Below are 19,622 nucleotides of genomic sequence, written 5' to 3'. Positions count from 1 at the left end.
AACCCTTTGCCGGAGTATATTATTGGAACCGTGCTTTACAACAAGCACAAAACTTGCCAGGTAATTCTGCGATCGCTCTGAAAAAATTTTTAGTATCCGCCCGTGCAGACCGGGGTAGCATTGGTGTTACTAAGGCACGCATCAATGCTTTAGTTAGCGAACTTGGTTTTGATGGTTACTTTGAGACTAGTGCCAAAGAAGGATTGCAAATTAAGGAACTAGCTACAGCCATTCGCAACGCTATTGACTGGGAGCAATTGCCAAAGGTAATTTCTACAGAACTATTTCAGAAAATCAAAGTTTTCTTAATTCAAGAAAAGAAATCAAAAAGGCTGTTATGTCAAGTGGATGACTTGTACCGCGCCTTCTTGCAAAGCAATAATGCTCTTGCTGATTCTAAAGAAGTGCAAGACAAGTTTGAAACTTGCATTCGGTTAGTGGAGTCGCGAGATTTAATCCGTAGACTCAGCTTTGGCGATCTGATTCTTTTGCAACCAGAAGTATTGGATGCTTACGCCTCAGCTATTGTAAACGCCGCCAAAGATGAACCAGAGGGTATGGGTTGTATTGTCGAAGAAGACGTACTCATGGGGCGGTTTCGGATGTCAGAAGATGAACGCATGGCAGATAGAGAAAAGGAGAGATTGCTGCTAATTTCCACAGTAGAAGAATTATTGACTCGTGAAATTGCTTTGCGAGTGCAAACTGAAGCTGCGCCATTGCTGGTTTTTCCCTCTCAGTTCACCCGCGAATGGCCAGAAGCTCCCGATCCAGAAGGCAAAGCGGTGATTTTTGAGTTTGAAGGGGCTGTATTAAATGTATACACAACCTTAGCTGTACGTTTGTCTCGCAGCGAAATTTTTAAACGCAAAGAAATGTGGAAAAATGCTGCTATGTTCACGGCCAAGGTTGGTGAGTGTGGCATCTGGCTGCGCCATACTGATGAAGGAAAAGCGGAGTTAACCCTCTTTTTTAAGCCAAGAACGAGTGAGGAGACAAGGCTGGTTTTTGAAGAGTATGTGCATACTCACCTGAAGCGGCGAGCTTTGCCAGAAAGTATCCGTCGTCGCCGCATTTTTGTTTGTTCAGACTGCGAGACACCAGTTACTGAATTACAGGCGACAGGCAGGCGAAAGCGCGATTTTAACTGGATTGATTGTAATGTCTGCGGCACTCGTATTTCCTTACTAGATGGTGAGGAACGCCTGACAGCAGATCGGACTGTGATTATTCCGCAGATGGATAAAGCGGCTGATAAGCAGCGCGAGATTGACACAGCTACTTCCATTATTCAAGGCAAAGTTGCTACCAATGATTTTGATGTCTTCTTATCTCACAATAGTAAAGACAAACCTTTAATAGAAGCGATCGCCAACCAACTGCGACAGCGAGGTTTGAATCCCTGGCTGGATAAACAGGAGATTCTTGCCGGAAAGAGCTTTCAAGATGCTATACAAGAAGGAATCCAGCAAGCTAAATCAGCTGCTATCTTTATTAGTCTTAATGGTTTGGGAAAATGGCAACTACAAGAGTTGCGATCGCTTAACAGTCGATTTGTTAACGAAGATTTGCCTTTGATTCCAGTTTTATTACCGGGTGTTACTGAGATCCCTAACGATCCAAGGCTACTGTTTCTCAAGGAATTAAATTGGGTACGTTTTGTTGACAATGTTGATGAAAAGGAACCTTTAGAACGGTTAATAGAAGCAATTATAGATATCAAGTCGCTCAATTGCGAATAATCAACTTAGGAATCTACCGATGCCCAAACCAAATCCAGCAAAATTAAAGAAAGTATCTGTTAATCTTCCCTTTGGTATTGGTGGGACAGAATGGGAACCCGACTCTACAGAACGTAAGGCGGCTTGGTCGCTGTATGTAGAACTTGTTACCCGCATTGCCATCCAACCTCTGGATTCCGAACAAGACCAAGGATTATCACGAGAAGCACTTTCATCCTTACACAGTCTGTTTAGTACTACCCGACAAATCCTCAAAGATGCAGGGCCCGATATCGGTGGATCTCGTGAGTCAGTCGGAGGAATTGCGATCGCTGTCCTTAACCGAGGATTGCGTCCGGTTTTATCCAAATGGCATCCTTTATTACAAGCCTGGGAAGCAGAACGTTCTTCCAATGTCAGTCCCAAGAAACACGAACAAAATTGGGAAAAAGAAGCTCAATTCAGAAGTGAGCTAGAATTGCTCAGACAAGATTTAGAACAATATGCTGTGGCACTTGCAATTATTGCTGGCGTAGATTATTACTTTTAAATATGAATAAATACATTGAATCTCCAGAAGAGTTTGACGGTAAAAATCAAGCAATATTTTGCGCTGGGGGTATTAGTAATTGCCCTGATTGGCAAACAGAGATTTTACAGTTGTTAAAACCTTTATCTTGGACAATTTTAAATCCCCGTCGTGCTAATTTTCCAATTAAAGACCCCAATGCATCCAGAAAACAAATTGAATGGGAACACAAACATCTACGACTAGCGCAAGCTATTCTCTTTTGGTTTCCCCAAGAAAGTATCTGCCCTATCGTACTTTATGAACTGGGTGCATGGTCGATGACAAATAAACCTATATTTGTTGGCATTCATCCCCAGTACTCTAGAAGACAAGACGTAGAGATACAAACATCTCTAGTACGTCCTGATATTAATATTGTCTATTCTTTAGAAGAATTAGCTAGCCAAGTGATGTTATATACGGCAAATTCCCCATAAATTAAATAGCGATCGCACTGATTCACTCAATTCTGAAAAACCATTTATATCGTAAATCTTAATTAGGGTGTGTCAAAGCCTTAGCCTAACGCCGCTACATAACTGATTTATGTTCGCCATACATTCGGATTTCGCCGAATTTATCAAATGTTAATCTTACAAAAAAGCTCAACAACTCAAAGAAAAACTTTATATTTAAGCGTCTGAATATGAGATTTTAAACAATAATTTTGTTGAGCGATCGCTATATGCAATTAGTAATTTTTGATATTGATGGTACACTGACCAATACCAACAAAATTGATGAAAATTGTTTTGTACGTGCTTTCGCATTGGAATTTGGAATTTTTGGTATAAATACAAATTGGGCTGAATACGCGTACACCACAGATTCTGGTATTACCCAGCAAATTTTCCAAGAAAAATTAGAACGCCTTCCTTCAGATGAAGAGTTAGTTAGACTCAAAGCGCGTTTTGTTAGTCTACTCCAGAAAGCGTATATTAATAACCAAGATTTATTTAGCGAAATCCCTGGTTCTGCAAATGTATTAGCTAAATTACAGCTAGACCCTAATTGCTGTGTTGCGATCGCAACTGGTGGGTGGGGTGAGTCTGCTAAATTAAAACTTCAAAAAGCTAACTTACCAATAGAAGGTATTCCGTGGGCTTCAGCTAATGATGCACTGTCACGAGAAGATATTATTAAAACAGCTATTATAAAAGCGAAGAATGTTTATCAAGTTGAAAAATTCCAGAAAGTTATTTTTGTCGGTGATGGTGTTTGGGATGTCAAAGCAGCTTATCAGTTGAGTATTGCTTTTCTAGGAATCGGTGATCATAAATTAACAAATGTAGGCGCTACCAAAGTAATTAAAGACTTTACAAACTTAGAAGATTTTCTGAAAATATTATCATCCGCAGCAATTCCTAGATTTTCTATGAACACCATTCTCCACATTACTAAACGCCAACAATGGGAACAAGCAAAAAATCTCGGTACATATCGCGCTGATTCTTTAGACAGTGAAGGTTTTATCCACTGTTCAAAATCAACGCAAATACTCAAAGTTGCAAAAAGATTTTTTGAGAATCAAAAAGAATTGGTACTACTTTTTATTGATTCTGATAAAGTCCGGTCTGAAATTCGCTATGAACCTGCTGAAATAGGAGAATTATTTCCTCATATTTATGGTGAATTAAATACTGATGCTGTGTATCAGGTGATTGATTTTGAAGCTGGAAAAGATGGTTTATTTGACTTGCCGCAAGAAGTTATAGATTTAGAATAAGGTTATGAAACCCACCTCTGTGGGTTTTACCTGAGTAGAGGCGATTTATAACCACTAAATTAAAGGCATTCCGCGCTTTACTTAAAGAAGGGGAATCAATCTAGAGCAATTGTGACCGAATTTAATTTACAAATCCAAGAAAATAGCGATGGCTTTGCCAACGCCAAGGGCGAACGCTTATCAACTCCACTGGAGGATGCTTTACCTAGCTTGCTTCCCCTTAAGAGTACGATACACTGTGTCAACACCAAAGGCGATCGCCTCGACCGTTACCTTTCCCAAGAATTACCAGACTTATCCCGTTCCCGCATCCAACAGTTAATCGAACAGGGTAATGTCCAACTTAACGATCAAGTTTGTACATCTAAGAAGATCAATGTCAAGGTAGGCGATCGCATCACTCTTGATATACCAGAAGTTCAACCCCTAGAACTGCAAGCAGAAGATATCCCCTTAGATATTCTCTACGAAGATGACCAATTACTTATTCTCAACAAACCCGCAGGCTTAGTTGTTCATCCTGCGCCCGGTCATCCAGATGGTACTTTGGTAAATGCACTGTTGGCTCACTGTCCCAATTTACCAGGAATTGGCGGAGTCCAACGTCCGGGAATTGTCCATCGATTGGATAAGGATACAACAGGAGCGATCGCGATCGCTAAAACAGACATTGCCCATCGTCACTTACAAGCACAACTCAAAGCTAAAACTGCACGGCGAGAATACTTAGGCGTAGTTTACGGTGCGCCAAAAACTGAAAGTGGCACTATCGACTTACCCATTGGTCGCCATCCCCAAGACCGCAAGAAAATGGCGATTATACCGATTGAACAAGGCGGACGAGTCGCCGTCACTCATTGGCAAGTACTAGAACGTCTTGGTAATTTCACTTTAATTCACTTTCAATTAGAAACTGGACGTACCCATCAAATCCGCGTCCACAGCACTAAAATGGGTCATCCAATTGTCGGCGACCAAGTTTATAGTTCTGGTCATTCAGTCGGGGTAAATTTGCCTGGTCAAGCACTCCACGCTTGGCGACTAAAATTGCAGCATCCTCTTTCTGGAGAGTTAATTGAGGTGACAGCTACTCCTCCCGCCCACTTTACAAAACTTTTGGAGATGCTAAAAAGACGAACTACACTTTAACCTCATCCCACGCCTGAAAGCAGAACCGTTTCACAGACATTATGCATTGAGATAAAACCATATCCAATCCCCAATCCCCCATACCCATTAACAATTAGCGTGCATTAGACATGGGATAGAGTCTGTTTCACTTAGTTATATCTAAATAAAACTCCTACATAACCCAAGACTTATGCACGCTATAAAATGATCAAAGGGATGTACTAGCCAGCCGTTGACCAAAAATTGTTATTTAATTCCTGAGAGTTGCCGATAAGGTACAGACTTTTCGATATCGATGTTGTATGGCGAGATTCTTTGTGGCGCATTGCCAGTTGCATTGACACTTTGTGCCATAGACAAGAATAAAGCTGGATCGCCAGCCTTGGGCTTTTGCTCTTGTGGAAGGAATCTGCGTACTTCGACCTGCCAAATGATTTGGGGGAAACCCAGTTTGGCACGGTGGTAATCTTCGTATCGTGGAGATTTGATGTTGAACGGCAACTCACCCTCTGATTGGGATGGCAGTATCCGACGGCGCTGATAAGGCACTGTAGAGTATCCAAAATTGCTCAGGTACTCTTCACTGTTTAGTACTTGATCAATAAAGCCTACAATACCCTTGGTAGCGACTACAATTGACCAGGCGATTTTTTCCCGTTCGCTGTATGGATCGCGTCCTAGAACTCGCTGGATTACTTGCTCAACAAAGCGATAATTATTGTTGAGGTCGTAGAAGCTTTTCTTAAAGGTATTAGAAAGTACCAACCCACGAATAAAGTCTCGTACTGTAATTTGTCCATTACGGAGTTGAGACTCTAAATATGTTTCGCGATCGGCAGCAAAGGCATAAAAGAAAATTTGACGATATGCTGCTTCGATCAGGTCGCCTAAATCTGACGGAGAAAGTATATTGTCTGTAGTGAAAATCCTGGGTTGTTCATCACCCGGCACTTCGTATCCAGCTACACGCTGATTTTGACTTGAAGGTTCATATTCTAACAGAGGAAGTGGCACTCTAAAGCCTCCATGTTCTTAATTAAAGTTAACAACTTTTAATCACATATTAAGGGAGTAGTTGTATCAGAACTTCAGATTCTGATAAAATTTCACGAAACTTAACTAAGGGTGATTTTCAGTATTCGTAGGAAAAATGATTAGCCTGCTGGATTGAACCCATAGCTAATCAATAGACTTCTTGGCATTGTGGGGTGCATTGTGGGGTAAAGGGGAAGGTGGGGCCCCCTCTGGGGATAAGGGGCGGGGGTAAAGGGGAAAGGATGGAATTTTCACCCAGTAACCTTTCACATGCACCCCAACATCAAGGCAAAAGTTACTTTTGCAAGATGTCTAATAAAGGGAATGGAGCTTCCAGCTTAATGACTAAAAGTTAAGTGAATAAAAAACTTTGTTCACATATTTTAGATTAGGAGATTGAGTTTCACCTTTTGGAATTGAAGCAATAATTTTTAACATGTAGTAAGAGAAATTAATGGTGAATTGGGAAATTGGGAATGGAACATTGAAAAAACCATTCCCTATGCTCCTACCTGCTTCAGCCACCTATCCAAAATTCCAAGGGATCTATAGTTGATTTGCAGTGAGGCCAGCTACGCAATGTTGCTTCCATTCCTGCCTCCCAGTAAGGTGGTTCCAATCCCAGTCCTAAACATAGATGAGATAGGATGCTAGCAAACTGCTCATTATGTCCAAAGTCTCGTAGATGGGCATGGGCGTATTCATGGACAACTACACCAAACCAGTCTTTAGGTGCAACTCGACCCACATCTACCAAAATAGTGATTGGGTTTGTGAGAATGTTGCACAGCCCGTCTATGCCAAAGGATTGAGCTATGGGAACTGCAAAAATTTGGATGTGGCGACGCTCTTGGGGATGAAAGCACTCATGACAAACTTCTAGATAGGCGTTGATCTGAGCGTTTACGATGTTAATATTCTCGCCGATCCAAGTGCAAATGGAGATGCGATCGCGCAAGTTATCGAACACATCTACCATACCTGGCTCTAGGGCAAATTGCTGGACTCGACGTAGATAATCTTGCCCACGAGTAAAAGCATCACTCTGCTTGAGATAATTCACCACCCTAAAACTGAATAAAACTGTCTTTTTTCCAGAACATTTTGCCCAAGTTCTTCTGTGCTTGAAACCTCACCAGAAGCATCAATGCGGGTTTCCGTACAAAATGATGCTGTGCTAAAACCGCCAAACCGTTTAACTGTACTGGTTCGCATTCGCATATTTGGGCTGGCGAACCAGAATCGCTCTATGGAACTCATTGTTTCGTATTCGGTTGTCAGCACTAGTCCATCTTCATCATCCATGTGGAAAAGACCGACTACAGGCACTATTTCGGCGTAACCTCTTTCGCGGAGTAATTTGCCTTGTCTTGGGTTATCGCTATCAGGCACGATCGCAAATATGGTTTTCCCCTGATGATTCTCTTCACCTTCTCTATCCCAAGCCATTGTGCCTAGCCAGCGCACACGCGACCCACCTATTGAAAGGCTGGGGTCAATCTCATGATATTGGCATAGTTCGATGATTTCGGGATGATCGGCCTCCAGAGTTTCTACTTCTATATCTGATTCTCCCGTCTCTGAGCGCTTGAACGCCAGATGATGAGTTGCACGTTGTGATCGCCACTTACCAGCACTTAGCTGGAAAAATTCCATTGCGTCTATCAATCTTCTGACTCCTACTTATTGCTCCTGCGGATGATGTTTATCTTGCTTTTTCTTTTTAAAGTTGTTGGTATATAAACATTCTAAACATTACAGCGATTAGTGGCCAGCTTCAATAAATACCCTAGAAAGCGAGAGACAGACATGTTGTTATGTGATTGTAAACTTTTATGATTCTGATTTCGCATAGCTTGACAATGTAGACATTTTAATATCCAAGTGCTAAACTACATATAAAGCGATCGTCTTCCACTAACAACAAATACCCTTCGGTGCAGTCAATCACAGGAGTGAATGATGGATTTTCCAGTAGAATTAACTTTAGAACAACAGTTTCGCTTACAAAATTTGAAAGAGCAGGTAAAAAATTTGAGTCAACAAGAGGCTCAAGAGTTTTTACTAGAAGTTTTACGGCAGATGATGGTGAAAGATAATTTAGTTAAACATCTGCTAAAACAAGCTTGATGCAATAAAAAACAAGATTTTTTCCTTAAGACTTACGCAATGGCAAAGTTCCATGAAAATGCGTAAGTCTTAATTTTTTGCCCAATTTCGGCTAAATTTTGATTTTTTGATCGGAAAAGGCAAATAAGAGGTAAATATTACAGATTATTACTTTGTCTCTCATAGTAAAGACTAGGGTACTATTAATCCCCTATGTTTTTGTTTGGCTACTCGCAGTTAATCTGATCGAGAACATGCCAAAAATAATATCCGCCATTTGTGAATATTAAGGAGAACTCATGGTTCTTGATGCTTTTTCTAGAGCTGTAATTGCGGCTGATGCCAAAACCGCTCCTATCGGTGGTGCTGACTTAGCAGCCCTTAAGTCTTTCATTGCTGAAGGCAACAAGCGCCTTGATGCTGTGAATGCGATCGCCAGCAACGCTAGCTGTGCAGTTTCTGATGCCATTGCTGGAATTGCTTGTGAAAACACAGGTTTGATTCAATCTGGTGGTAACTTGTACCCCACTCGCCGGATGGCTGCTTGTCTGCGTGATGCTGAAATCGTTCTGCGCTACGTAACTTATGCGCTGTTGGCTGGTGATTCTTCCGTATTGGACGATCGGGCTTTGAACGGTCTGAAAGAAACCTACACAGCTTTGGGCGTACCTACCAGTTCTTCTGTACGCGCTTTCCAAATCCTGAAGGCGATCAGCGTCGCTCACATCACCAACACCAACACTGAAGCTAACGCTGGCAAAAGATTCCGCAAACTAGAAACTCCTCAAGGCGACTGCTCTGCTTTAGCTGCTGAAGCTGCTAGCTACTTCGATCGCGTTATTTCTGCTTTGAGCTAATTGCTAATCTTTAACGGCTAAAGCCTATTACTCAAGCCAACTGAAATACAAAACTCGATCAAATCTAATCTGGAGTATAAAAAGCGATGAAATCAGTTATCACTACGGTTATTGGATCTGCTGATGCAGCAGGTCGTTTCCCAACCAGTTCCGATCTAGAATCAGTTCAAGGTAGCATTCAGCGTGCTAGTGCCCGTTTAGAAGCTGCTGAAAAGTTGGCTTCTGGTATCGATGCTGTAGCTAAGGAAGGTTATGATGCTGCCTTCAAGAAATATCCTTACCTGAGCCAAGAAGGTGAAGCTGGCGACACTCAAGTTAAAAAAGACAAGTGCCTCCGCGACATCAAGCACTACTTACGCTTGATTAACTACAGCTTAGTTGTGGGCGGTACTGGGCCTTTAGATGAGTGGGGTATTGCAGGTGCTCGTGAAGTGTATCGCTCTTTAAATCTGCCTACAGCTCCTTATGTTACCGCGTTGACTTACACTCGCGATCGCGCTTGCTCTCCTCGCGACTTGTCTCCTCAAGCGTTGGTTGAGTTCCGCACTCTCCTTGACTATGTAATCAACTCCCTGTCTTAATAACACGGATTGGCTAGACAAGCGATAGTCATACTCTAAAACTTAGGGACTCTCAGTCTGTTGCTTTGCCTGTATCTGGTTGAGTGACTGACCAAGAGTCCCTCAGTTGTTACTAATTTGTAATGACGTTCGCGGATTTGCTAACGTAATTCATGATTGAACTTGGGGGATTGAAACAGGGAAATTTTCTTTTATGACAATAGATTCTCTATTTGAACAGTTGAAACATCCCAACCCCAACCTGCGGGAACGAGCTATATGGGAATTGGCTGATGTTCGTGATGAAAATACGATTTCTCGGCTAATGGGTCTTTTGGATGAGGAAAATGTTACCTACCGTCGAGCTGCGGTAAAGGCACTGGGTGCTATTGGTACAGATGCTGTACCGTTACTGGTAGAGTCTTTAATCAATAATGATAATGCAACTATTCGGGGTAGTTGTGCTAAGGCTCTGGCACAAGTTGCTGCTAGTCATCCTGATGTTCCTTTTCCAGATCAGGGCTTACAGGGATTGAAAACAGCGCTCAATGACCAAAATCCTGTTGTTTATATTGCATCCGTGATGGCGCTGGGTGAAATTGGTTCTCCTGCCTTTGAGATTTTGGCGGAGGCTTTGAAAACAATAGATAATGTTGCACTGGCTGTAGCAATCGTCAATGCACTTGGTTCGATGGGTGATATCCGAGGCGTGGAAGTGTTGAGGGCATTGACAAATGATGAATCCGTCGATCCATATATTCGAGAGTCAGCAGTGAGTGCTTTGCCTCGATTGGATCAGGTGATTAACTACAAAAGAGCATAGCGAAGCGATCGCTCTGAAATGCAACTACTTTTATCACCCCCAATAGAACGGATACGTTTAGATGATGAACAGACTGGGTGTCACCTTGAAGTAATCTCCATCGCCCTATTCCCAAGCATCTTCCTCTAACTGTCTCTCAATTTGAGAAATTGCCAACTCGATCACTGCCTGAACCCCTGCTTCTTTTTCCTGGGTTAATGCGGCTTGCAGTGGTTCTAAAGCAGTGCGATCGCCAATTTTCATCAATGCCAAAGCTGCTGCTTTTCGAGTATCCCAATCGGGATGATGCAGTAACTCGATTAGGTTAGGAATTGCTGGTTGATAGGTGAGACTGCCCAAAGCAGCAGCAGCTTCACACCGGACAATTTCAGATGGATCGGTGAGGGCGTTAACTAAAATATTAAATGCTCCTTCTTCAGTGCCTTCTTCAGCAATTTTAGCGATCGCACCTACCACCGCAGCCCGAACTTCAGCCGAGTCTGAGTTAATCTCTCGATATAAATGTTCCTTCGCCTCTGCCCCAATAAATCCCAACGCCCATACTGCATGTCCTTTGGCACTTTCTGGATACTCGGTTGACGCTAAGATTTTCAGCAACGCTGGCACAGCAGCCTCACCTATTTTGGCAAGCCCCCCCACCGACGAGGTTTTGACTACCGTATCTTCATCATTTAACAGGGCATTAACCAAAGTGGGAACTGCGATCGGATCGGCAATCAGTGTCAGAGTTTTGGCGCTGGCTCTCCGCACAACTGGGTTTGGATGATTTGCCACAGCTTCCATTAATAAAGGGGTCGCTGGTTTACCGATTTTACCCAGCGCCTCTGCAAAACTCAACCTAACCATCCCCCGTGAGTCCCCCATACTCTCAACCATCCGCTTTAGTAGCTCTTGGTCATCGGAGTTGAAGGTGTTTAAGCCTAATTGCTCACTCACTGCTGCAAACAAAGCATCAGTTTCTGCATGGGACAGATTCAACGAATCCGCCCAGGATTGAGTTTCGGAGTTGAGCATATAATCTTTAGCTAAATTATCAAGATGGATTATTAGTTGCTGACACTAAGGGCAGCCTGTTGATTACGGAGTTCTTGGAGAGCAGAATCAATCTTGGCAAGCTCAGGCTCCAGTTTTGCCATAACATTTACCCTCATCAACTTAGCCCGTTTTGCTGTTTCTGTAGTTTCTTGAACTAGACGTTCCCGATATTGCTCAAGTTCTGCAATCACTTCTGCGACATCTTGAGCAGTGATGTTATTGGTTGTTGTGAATTCTGAGGTTTCATCCATAAGTTTTGTTTCCTTAAATGTGTGTTTATATGAATGATTTGTGGTCAGTGTTCCAAAAAATGTTTGTATCTGGTTACTCGCTAAATACCAGTACTTAGCTATTGCATAAAATTGTACAATTGGCAAGAGGCAACTAACTAATAGTTGACAAATGCATATATTTTGATCTTCTCAGATCGAGTTACCACTGGTAAAGCTTTTTGACGTAAATCTTCAAAACTCGAATCTTACTACAGTTGGGATAAGTCTTTTAGGCTTTTTTGATTGCAAGTGCGTAGGCGCAGGTTGTCATATAGGACTCATATTTGATTGCGTGAAAAAATTCAGTACAACTCAAAAAGGCTTATTGCCTATTGCCTATTGCCTATTGCCTATTGCCTATTACCTATTGCCGCTCAATAAGTTTCCTCCAGTGGGAAAATATCTCCTTGCAAGTAGGACTCAAAGTTTTTCTTAAAGTATTGAATGCTCGTCACATTCGGCTCATTACTTTCCGTTGGCGTGAATTCATAAATTGGTACTTTTTCTCTTACCAGCTTGACCAAGCTAGGATGAAGCTGCTCAAAAGAATCTACTCTAAATATTGTAGTTTCAAATCTCAATTTAGCTGGATGAGCATATCCTAACTTCATCCAGGGCAACCAAGGACAGTCCCTCGCCCATTTAGCAGGAGGGACTTCAGTTGCATCAGGTCGGCAAGTATTTGAGATAAAGTACTCAACTCCCTCAAACTTTTCTCCAGGACAATAGTCTAAATATTTGCTATCCCCTGCTAAGGGATGCGGGTATTCTAAAGGAATTTCCATGACAGAAGTAATATATCCACTGCCTTTTGGGATAACAAATTTTTTTGGTTTGACTGAGCCTTGGACAATACGGTTAGCAATATGTACTACTGGTACTGGTTGAGTTGCTGTTGGTGACTTCCAAAAGTGCAGAATCTCTTGAGTATCTGGATCACAAAATAAACCCAACTCTCTATTGATGCGATACCCGACTTCGCCGTACTCAGGATCGGGCTTGATAAATACTTTGGTAGCATTCATCCCGATAATAGAAAACAATTTTTCTTTTGCCTTTTCTGGTGTTTCTTGCCACCAAATTTCCCCAGACCAGTTGTAATAAAGTTGTAATCCATGATTTTTTCTGTAAAAATCGAGGTTGTTAAATTCGTAGTCATCTAAATAATCACTCATATATGTTATATTTTCCTATCATCCTAAAATGGCTGCGTAGATATAAAGCGGTGAGCGAGTCTTTTAAATTTAAAATATTTCTTTATTAAATTACATTCTATTTAGATGCTGGTGAGGTAATCGAAGGATTAGGCAATTTGTGTTTAGGAATACTTGTAAATGCTGTAAATAATAAAACAATGAATGTTAAAGCAAAGTACAGTATAACAAAAGTAAAGATTACTTTCATAATACCTCCAGCTACACCTTGCGCTATGTCGCCACTTGTAATTTGTTGTTTATTTTTAATCTCTTCTTTTAATTCGCGTAATTCAGACCGTAAAGCTTCTAACTCTCTAACTTCAGAATTAGCTCTTTGAGATTGTTGTTCAAAATCTCGGTCATTTGGATCGTTGTTCATATTATTATCTCCACCAATTTTACAAATTATCCTGTCAGCTACCTTTATTATGCTAATACAAAAATATTGCTATTCTCTTTCAGACGATCGCACTATAGTAATCCGGTTTGATTACTGAAATCACTTGGCTTAGTACGCAATAGGCACTCTTACAATAGGCAAGAGGATTTCAGAAGATTAAGATACCAACTTTTTTCAAAAATCAAATATGAGTCCTATAGTTTCTAGATTCTAAATCAATGGTACAAACTGCAAATCAAACTGTATAAGGAAAGTAGAGTACGCAACGCGTTAAATTTAACTCTCATCAACCTGGTTAACTTTTCGTTACATTCTTGTAAATTTTCTTGCCACTTACTACTATTTCTCAGTCCCCAGTCCCTAGTACGATAGTAAACGTGACATCTGAGCAATTATCCAAGAGCCATTTTATAAATCAATGGATAAACGTTTTTTTAAAATGTTTGGGCTAACAGAAGAACAAGCGATCGCAATTATCGATACACCATTAGAACAACTCGAAGACGCTTCTGATAAGTATATTGCTGTTTCCCATCTAATTAACTTCCCTACCGAGCAATCGATCGCGGCTTTGGTGCGGGCGATTGAAACCAGTAACCCTGATAAATTAGACCACCGCATCGTCCGACGCAAAGCTGTAGAAAGTCTGGGGCGATTGCAGGCCGAATCAGCTTTACCGATAATTCGGCAGTGCCTTAAAGATGATGATATTTATACTGTTGAAAATACCGTGTGGGCGATCGGAGAAATTGGGACTAAAGATCCAGAAATACTCGAAGAAGTGGCGCAACTGCTGGATAAACCAGGTCAAATATATCGAGTCATTATTCACACTTTAGCTAACGCTGATTATCAGCCTTCTCTAGAACGAGTACGAAAATTTACCCAAGTTGAGGATGAACCTACCCGTAGTGCAGCGATCGCTACAGTTTGTCGCTTTACAGGCGACTACTCTCAAATTACTGAGGTGATGGCGCTACTGCAAAGTTCCAGCGTCAACGCGCGACGCGGTTGCATTCAAGACCTGATTGATTCACGCTATTACAAAGCCATCCCAGAAATCGCCCGTTGTCCTGTATCTTTGGTGTTCCGGTTGCGAGGATTGCGGTTACTTTCGGATGCAGGCGTTCCTAGTGGTGAAATCACCTTTACAGAGATTCAACCTTACTTAGAACAAGTACTCTATGACCATCCTAATGACCTTGATTTAGTACATGAGTATGACGCTACCCCTGTTCTAAATTTTGTGATTAATGAACTTTATGAAACCGATTTTGGACGGTGTTATTTAGCGACAAAAACGTTACTGGATATCTATTCGCAAGAAGCACCAGCAGCACTTTTAGCAACTTATGGGGACAAAGCATATAACGATTATGGCGCTCATTATCATGTGATGAAACTTTTTGGCTGGCTGAAATATGCTCCCGCTTACGATTTATTAATAGAAAACTTACACAACCGCGAACCCCAGTTTCAAAAATCTCGTGCTGCGTGTGCGATCGCTCTTGGTGAATTGGGTGATTCACGAGCAATTGCTGAACTCAAAATTTGTCTAAATACGCCAATTTGGGATTTAAAATACGCTTGTTTATTAGCGCTAGACCGCTTAGGAGACTTCTCCGGTCGGGAAATTTGCGCTCATGATAGAGATTGGTTAATTAGAGCAAAAGCGACGAGTAATCAATAGTTAAGAATCATTCAATTTAAGATTTTTATTTCAATCCAAAATCGGCAGAGTAAGAAATTATCTCATGCTCGCTTAATTACTAATGTTATTTAGCAGTTTCAGTTCTTTGAGAAAATACCTTTTTTCTTAAATTTGTAATTAATGGTTTTTCCAAATAAGAATGGATTACGCATCCCATAGCTATTGCTATTAGAACAATTATAAATGCACTAACATTGTAATATATGTTGCGATTTGGAATTAGGGATGAAAGATTGATTTTGTCTGTAAATTTAGTGAAAATTTTGCTTGTAGTACTTAAGAAAAAACCGTGCGTTAAATATATAGAATAAGATGCATCCCCTATGTAAATTAGAATTTTTGGTATATTTACCGTCTTTGATATTTCTAAATAAACAGACCCGATAATTAGAAGTGTAAACGGGATACCATAAGCTAATGATGGAGAGATGCCTGAAACATTAAATTCTTTATATTTTGTATTTATAGCTGATACAACTAATAGGAAAATTGAAACGTAAATCAATGATGTTGCAAATTTAAATTGGTATTTAGATATCGTATATGCAGCTAAACAACCTAGCATAAACTCTAAATTGCGTTCGTTAAATATAAAGGTAAGCAAAAAGTTTTCGCCAATTGGTAATAAATTTAAAAGATTGAGAATTATGCCAATCATCCAAACCAAAATGAGCGACTGAGAAATTTTGGTATTTTTAAATATTAAAAGAGCAAATATACAGTAGAAAAAAACTTCAAAACTCAGCGTCCAACTGACACCAATAAAAGTTCTTTCTAGAATAGAACGGTCTTGAGGTAGCAACAAAATAGCCTTGATAATTTCGGCTGCACTTCGTTGAGAAATACTATCTTTATTAGTATTAAATAGAGAAACTAAAATTTTTATAGTTAAAATACTCCAATATAGTGGATATACGCGGATAAATCTTTTAAAGATGAAAGACTTCAACTTATTCGGTTTGCCTATATCAGATTGATGAATATAAAATATAATAAATCCGCTAAGTACGAAGAAAAAATCCACGCCTATCCAACCAAAATGAAATATCTGCAATAAATCATCTTGGTGCAGTTCACGAGAAAGGATTATATTACCGTGGGTCAAAACTACCAGTATAGAAGCAATACCGCGATATACCTGTAGTAAATTTAATTTTTTGTTCATAGCATTTATAGGGTTAGTTGTAGAAACTAAATAAATGATTCAAATGAGTAAATATCAACGTTATGAGTGTTTACTTTCCCACCAGCAGCAAATTCAGAATTAGCACACATAGAAGTAGGTAATATTGTTAGATGGCAAAGGTATAGAGATTTCGTGCTATAGGAATCCGATTTTATTTCTGAACTGATTTGCGTAAATAGGCAATAAGCAAGGGGAAAGAAGGCTTCCTAGTTGTATTGAGTTTTTTCAGAAATCAAATACTAGTCCTACACTTCCACCAACTTATCCTGATTGAGAAATTGGAAGTAGTTCGGAATCGTTTGACCTAGCTCGTCTTTGCTAATTCGATTCACTTTGGTTTTAACCAACTGAGGTATACTACCATATACTTCATCTGTCGCGTCAATAAATATACAGGTAATTATGGACTCCCTGGGCAATTGTATAGACTCAAGCGATCGCTTGCAATATAAATGATTGTGGTTTCAGAAACAAAAAACTCATGATTAACATTTTCAGATATTGAGCTAATCTGAAAAATGCTATCATGAGTTCTCAAAATTAGGTGCATACATCTATACACCTCTACAGCAGTTTATGACTTACTACTGGTGACTGCCTCTACCTCTTTTAAGACTAACTCTGGTTGTTTTACCTCCTCTTCTTCTTCTGGCAAACCGTAAATTGACCTGTATAACTTCACGTATTCTTTAGCAGATTGATACCAACTAAAATCTTCACTCATGCCCCGTTTTTGCAGTTCTTGCCATTGTGGTTTGAAACGAAAGCCTTCCCAAGCCCGGATCATACAGGTGAAAAGGTCTAGCGGTTCATAGCGATCAAAGCAATAACCCGTACCTGTGCCATTTTCAGGGTCGTGATGGCTTACGGTGTCAACTAATCCACCTGTACGGCGGACAATGGGCACAGAGCCGTAGCGCAAAGCCATCATTTGGCTAATACCGCATGGTTCAAAGCGACTGGGCATTAAAAAAGCATCAGTACCAGCGTAGATCCGGCGAGACAAGGCATCGTTATACAGTAAGTAAGTTGCCATGCGTCCGGGAAAGCGGGATGCTAATTGCCACATCTGAGTTTCATAATAGCGATCGCCTGTCCCCAACAACACAAACTGTGCATCTGTATAAGATAGAAAGCGATCAAGGATTTGCAATATCAAATCAATGCCTTTTTGTTCCACTAAGCGGGTGACAATCCCAATAAAAAAGGCTTTAGAATTAACTTCTAATCCTAGTTCTTGTTGCAAAGCAATTTTATTGGCTTTGCGTTTTTCTAAAGTATCAGCAGTAAAGGTTTGCTCAATGTATTTATCATTCTCTGGGTTATAAACTTCGGTATCAATACCGTTAATAATTCCAGATAATTTCCCGCTAATAAAAGACAGCAAACCTTCTAATGTTTCACCGTAAGCAGATGTCTTGATTTGCTCGGCATAGGTGGGCGAAACTGTATTTACCTTATTAGCAAATTGCACTGCCGCCGCCATTGTATTGTGTCCTTGCATATACCAGGGACACCAAGTAATTTTCTCTAAATACCAACGCCACGGCCCTTGATAAGCCAGATTATGAATGGTAAACACTGTGGTGATATCAGGATCTTGGTGCATCCATACAGGAATCATTCCCGTATGCCAATCGTGGCAATGGATAATTTCTGGCTTCCAGTAATTCCAGGCGAACTCTGCTGCACCATTAGCAAACAATGTGAACCGCCAATCTTCATCATCTCCAGAATAGATGCGGCGCGGCATGAAGGCCGGATGTCCAAATAAGTACAAGGGAACATCAGTACCAGGCAGAACACTTTCGTATACTGCAAAATGCTGGAACATCGCATCTCCCCACCAGATGGGTTCATAGGGAATTTCCATTTTGTCTGGCAGGAAGCCGTAGTAAGGCAAGAATATCCGCACATCATGCCCCATTTCTCTCAGGACTTTGGGTAATGCCCCGACAACATCACCCATTCCTCCTACTTTCGCAACTGGTGCTGCCTCTGCTGCAACAAATAGAATCCGCATGGTAATTTTTGCTTCCCTGAGTCTATATTGTCAAATTAACTTTTTGAAATCCCGACCAACGCGACTTGTCGCGTCTGGCACATATTTAGTGCAACGGCGATCAATTCTTATCTAATCACATTGGCTTGCCCAATTGCTTAGGAACCGCGCTGAATCACCGCAAAAATTTCTGATAAAATTTCTTGCGCGCCCTGTTGCCGCAACAGTTCTGCTAGTTCTGTGCCTAGTGCTTCGGCGTTATTGGCAATTCCGGTGACGGTATCTTTTACGAACTTTTGACCATCTACACTAGCGACTATCCCTGTTAAGGTCAAGTTTTCGCCAGATATTTCTGTATTTACACCAATAGGTACTTGACAGCCACCTTCTAAAGAGCGTAGAAAAGATCGTTCAGCGAGACAGCGATCGCGTGTTTCGGGATGTTCAATCGCTTTGAGTAGAGATAGCACTTCACTATCATCAGCACGGCATTCTATACCCAAGGCTCCTTGTCCCACGGCGTGAAGGGAGATTTCTTTGGGGAGAATTTGATGAACGCGATCGCCCATTCCCAATCTCTCTAACCCTGCTGCTGCCAAAATCAGAGCATCATATTCACCTGCATCCAGTTTTGCCAACCGTGTAATCAAGTTTCCCCGGACATCCTTAAATGTAAAGTGGGGAAAGTGGTGGCGTAACTGTGCTAGCCGCCGCAGCGAAGATGTACCAATTACTGCACCTTCAGGCAATGTATCAATTTGTTTATCTTTGTGCTTTTCATGCACCACTAATGCATCTGCTGGATTTTCTCGTTCAGTAATTGCTGCCAGTGTCAACCCTTCTGGTAAGTGAGTCGGCAAATCCTTGAGGGAATGAACGGCAAAGTCAATCTCCTGATTGATCATTCCGAGTTCAAGTTCTTTAGTAAAAAGTCCTTTATCGCCAATCTTAGCTAATGCTACATCCAAGATTTTATCGCCTTGGGTAGACATGGTGTGGACTTCAAAAGTGAGATCGGGAAAGGCTTTCTGGAGTTGCTCTTGTACCCAGTAGGTTTGAACCAGAGCAAGTTGGCTTTTGCGTGAGCCGATCCGAATAGTGCGTGGGGGACTAGAAACAACTGAAGTCATAAAACAATATATCAAAGGAGGCGATAAATTCACTCTCATCTAGACTACCGTAGTCAGGGACTCATAAGAATTTTGGGTTTTGGATTTGGGATTTTGAATTACAATTCTTTACTAAAACCTGGTTTGAGTAATTTCAAACAAGCAAATTAATTTTGGC

General features: G+C 41.0%; 20 protein-coding genes and 1 pseudogene. 11 read left to right on the top strand and 10 right to left on the bottom strand.

The window, feature by feature from the left end:
- The 6 genes and pseudogenes from RMX98_RS34035 to RMX98_RS34010 form a co-directional block, all read left to right on the top strand.
- On the top strand, positions 1 to 1,742 hold a 1,742-nt coding region (locus RMX98_RS34035; RefSeq protein WP_409881412.1), incomplete at its 5' end, for a TIR domain-containing protein.
- A 19-nt stretch (positions 1,743 to 1,761) separates the two neighbouring features.
- A complete protein-coding gene (locus RMX98_RS34030; protein WP_322675811.1) occupies positions 1,762 to 2,271 on the top strand; it encodes a hypothetical protein in 510 nt (169 codons plus the stop codon).
- A 2-nt stretch (positions 2,272 to 2,273) separates the two neighbouring features.
- Positions 2,274 to 2,729, top strand: a complete 456-nt coding sequence (locus RMX98_RS34025; RefSeq protein WP_322675810.1) for a nucleoside 2-deoxyribosyltransferase domain-containing protein — start codon at positions 2,274 to 2,276, stop codon at positions 2,727 to 2,729.
- 248 nt (positions 2,730 to 2,977) lie between these two features.
- Positions 2,978 to 3,544: pseudogene (locus tag RMX98_RS34020) on the top strand (HAD family hydrolase); the annotation flags it as partial.
- 123 nt (positions 3,545 to 3,667) lie between these two features.
- Positions 3,668 to 4,018: a DUF952 domain-containing protein gene (locus RMX98_RS34015; RefSeq protein ID WP_322675815.1), complete on the top strand. Its 351-nt coding sequence runs from the start codon at positions 3,668 to 3,670 to the stop codon at positions 4,016 to 4,018.
- A gap of 231 nt (positions 4,019 to 4,249) precedes the next feature.
- On the top strand, positions 4,250 to 5,167 hold the full coding sequence (locus RMX98_RS34010; RefSeq protein WP_322675814.1) for an RluA family pseudouridine synthase: 918 nt from the start codon (positions 4,250 to 4,252) through the stop codon (positions 5,165 to 5,167).
- Between the two features lie 228 nt (positions 5,168 to 5,395).
- Here the strand turns inward: RMX98_RS34010 and RMX98_RS34005 are convergent, their stop codons facing one another.
- The 3 genes from RMX98_RS34005 to RMX98_RS33995 all read right to left on the bottom strand — a co-directional run bounded on the left by RMX98_RS34005 (position 5,396) and on the right by RMX98_RS33995 (position 7,849).
- Positions 5,396 to 6,163: a phycobilisome rod-core linker polypeptide gene (locus RMX98_RS34005; RefSeq protein ID WP_322675809.1), complete on the bottom strand. Its 768-nt coding sequence runs from the start codon at positions 6,161 to 6,163 to the stop codon at positions 5,396 to 5,398.
- A 538-nt stretch (positions 6,164 to 6,701) separates the two neighbouring features.
- Positions 6,702 to 7,247, bottom strand: a complete 546-nt coding sequence (locus RMX98_RS34000; RefSeq protein WP_322675808.1) for a hypothetical protein — start codon at positions 7,245 to 7,247, stop codon at positions 6,702 to 6,704.
- Complete coding sequence (locus RMX98_RS33995; RefSeq protein WP_322675813.1) at positions 7,244 to 7,849, bottom strand: phycobiliprotein lyase; 606 nt, start codon at positions 7,847 to 7,849, stop codon at positions 7,244 to 7,246. The genes RMX98_RS34000 and RMX98_RS33995 overlap by 4 nt, the downstream gene beginning before the upstream one ends.
- Positions 7,850 to 8,143: 294 nt before the next feature.
- Here RMX98_RS33995 and RMX98_RS33990 point away from each other — a divergent pair, with 294 nt between their 5' ends.
- The 4 genes from RMX98_RS33990 to RMX98_RS33975 all read left to right on the top strand — a co-directional run bounded on the left by RMX98_RS33990 (position 8,144) and on the right by RMX98_RS33975 (position 10,533).
- Positions 8,144 to 8,314, top strand: a complete 171-nt coding sequence (locus RMX98_RS33990) for an NblA/ycf18 family protein (protein ID WP_322675807.1) — start codon at positions 8,144 to 8,146, stop codon at positions 8,312 to 8,314.
- A gap of 278 nt (positions 8,315 to 8,592) precedes the next feature.
- A complete protein-coding gene (locus RMX98_RS33985) occupies positions 8,593 to 9,150 on the top strand; it encodes a bleomycin hydrolase (RefSeq protein WP_322675806.1) in 558 nt (185 codons plus the stop codon).
- 86 nt (positions 9,151 to 9,236) lie between these two features.
- Positions 9,237 to 9,731, top strand: coding sequence for a bleomycin hydrolase (locus tag RMX98_RS33980; RefSeq protein ID WP_322675805.1), 495 nt, complete (start codon positions 9,237 to 9,239; stop codon positions 9,729 to 9,731).
- Positions 9,732 to 9,924: 193 nt separating this feature from the next.
- Entirely contained in the window at positions 9,925 to 10,533 is a 609-nt protein-coding gene (locus RMX98_RS33975; protein WP_322675804.1) for a HEAT repeat domain-containing protein, read from the top strand.
- Positions 10,534 to 10,638: 105 nt separating this feature from the next.
- On the opposite strand, the gene RMX98_RS33970 is transcribed toward RMX98_RS33975, so the two are convergent.
- The 4 genes from RMX98_RS33970 to RMX98_RS33955 all read right to left on the bottom strand — a co-directional run bounded on the left by RMX98_RS33970 (position 10,639) and on the right by RMX98_RS33955 (position 13,415).
- Entirely contained in the window at positions 10,639 to 11,547 is a 909-nt protein-coding gene (locus RMX98_RS33970) for a HEAT repeat domain-containing protein (RefSeq protein WP_322675803.1), read from the bottom strand.
- A 32-nt stretch (positions 11,548 to 11,579) separates the two neighbouring features.
- Positions 11,580 to 11,819, bottom strand: coding sequence for a hypothetical protein (locus tag RMX98_RS33965; protein WP_322675802.1), 240 nt, complete (start codon positions 11,817 to 11,819; stop codon positions 11,580 to 11,582).
- 395 nt (positions 11,820 to 12,214) lie between these two features.
- Positions 12,215 to 13,015, bottom strand: a complete 801-nt coding sequence (locus RMX98_RS33960; RefSeq protein WP_322675801.1) for a DUF1838 family protein — start codon at positions 13,013 to 13,015, stop codon at positions 12,215 to 12,217.
- 97 nt (positions 13,016 to 13,112) lie between these two features.
- Complete coding sequence (locus RMX98_RS33955; protein WP_322675800.1) at positions 13,113 to 13,415, bottom strand: hypothetical protein; 303 nt, start codon at positions 13,413 to 13,415, stop codon at positions 13,113 to 13,115.
- A 439-nt stretch (positions 13,416 to 13,854) separates the two neighbouring features.
- On the opposite strand from RMX98_RS33955, the gene RMX98_RS33950 reads away from it, so the two are divergent.
- Positions 13,855 to 15,126 (top strand): HEAT repeat domain-containing protein, encoded by a 1,272-nt coding sequence (locus tag RMX98_RS33950; protein WP_322675799.1) that lies wholly within the window; start codon positions 13,855 to 13,857, stop codon positions 15,124 to 15,126.
- 85 nt (positions 15,127 to 15,211) lie between these two features.
- Here the strand turns inward: RMX98_RS33950 and RMX98_RS33945 are convergent, their stop codons facing one another.
- The 3 genes from RMX98_RS33945 to hemC all read right to left on the bottom strand — a co-directional run bounded on the left by RMX98_RS33945 (position 15,212) and on the right by hemC (position 19,465).
- Complete coding sequence (locus tag RMX98_RS33945; protein ID WP_322675798.1) at positions 15,212 to 16,312, bottom strand: acyltransferase; 1,101 nt, start codon at positions 16,310 to 16,312, stop codon at positions 15,212 to 15,214.
- 595 nt (positions 16,313 to 16,907) lie between these two features.
- On the bottom strand, positions 16,908 to 18,356 hold the full coding sequence (glgA, locus tag RMX98_RS33940) for a glycogen synthase GlgA (RefSeq protein WP_322675797.1): 1,449 nt from the start codon (positions 18,354 to 18,356) through the stop codon (positions 16,908 to 16,910).
- Positions 18,357 to 18,493: 137 nt separating this feature from the next.
- Positions 18,494 to 19,465, bottom strand: a complete 972-nt coding sequence (gene hemC / locus RMX98_RS33935; RefSeq protein WP_322675796.1) for a hydroxymethylbilane synthase — start codon at positions 19,463 to 19,465, stop codon at positions 18,494 to 18,496.
- Positions 19,466 to 19,622 lie beyond the last annotated feature (157 nt).

Origin of the sequence: Nostoc sp. DedQUE02 (assembly GCF_034531035.1) — a bacterium.
In the GTDB taxonomy this organism is placed as follows: domain Bacteria; phylum Cyanobacteriota; class Cyanobacteriia; order Cyanobacteriales; family Nostocaceae; genus Nostoc.
The sequence above is the reverse complement of the archived record's forward strand: the minus strand, read 5'-3'. Positions and strand labels throughout refer to the sequence as shown.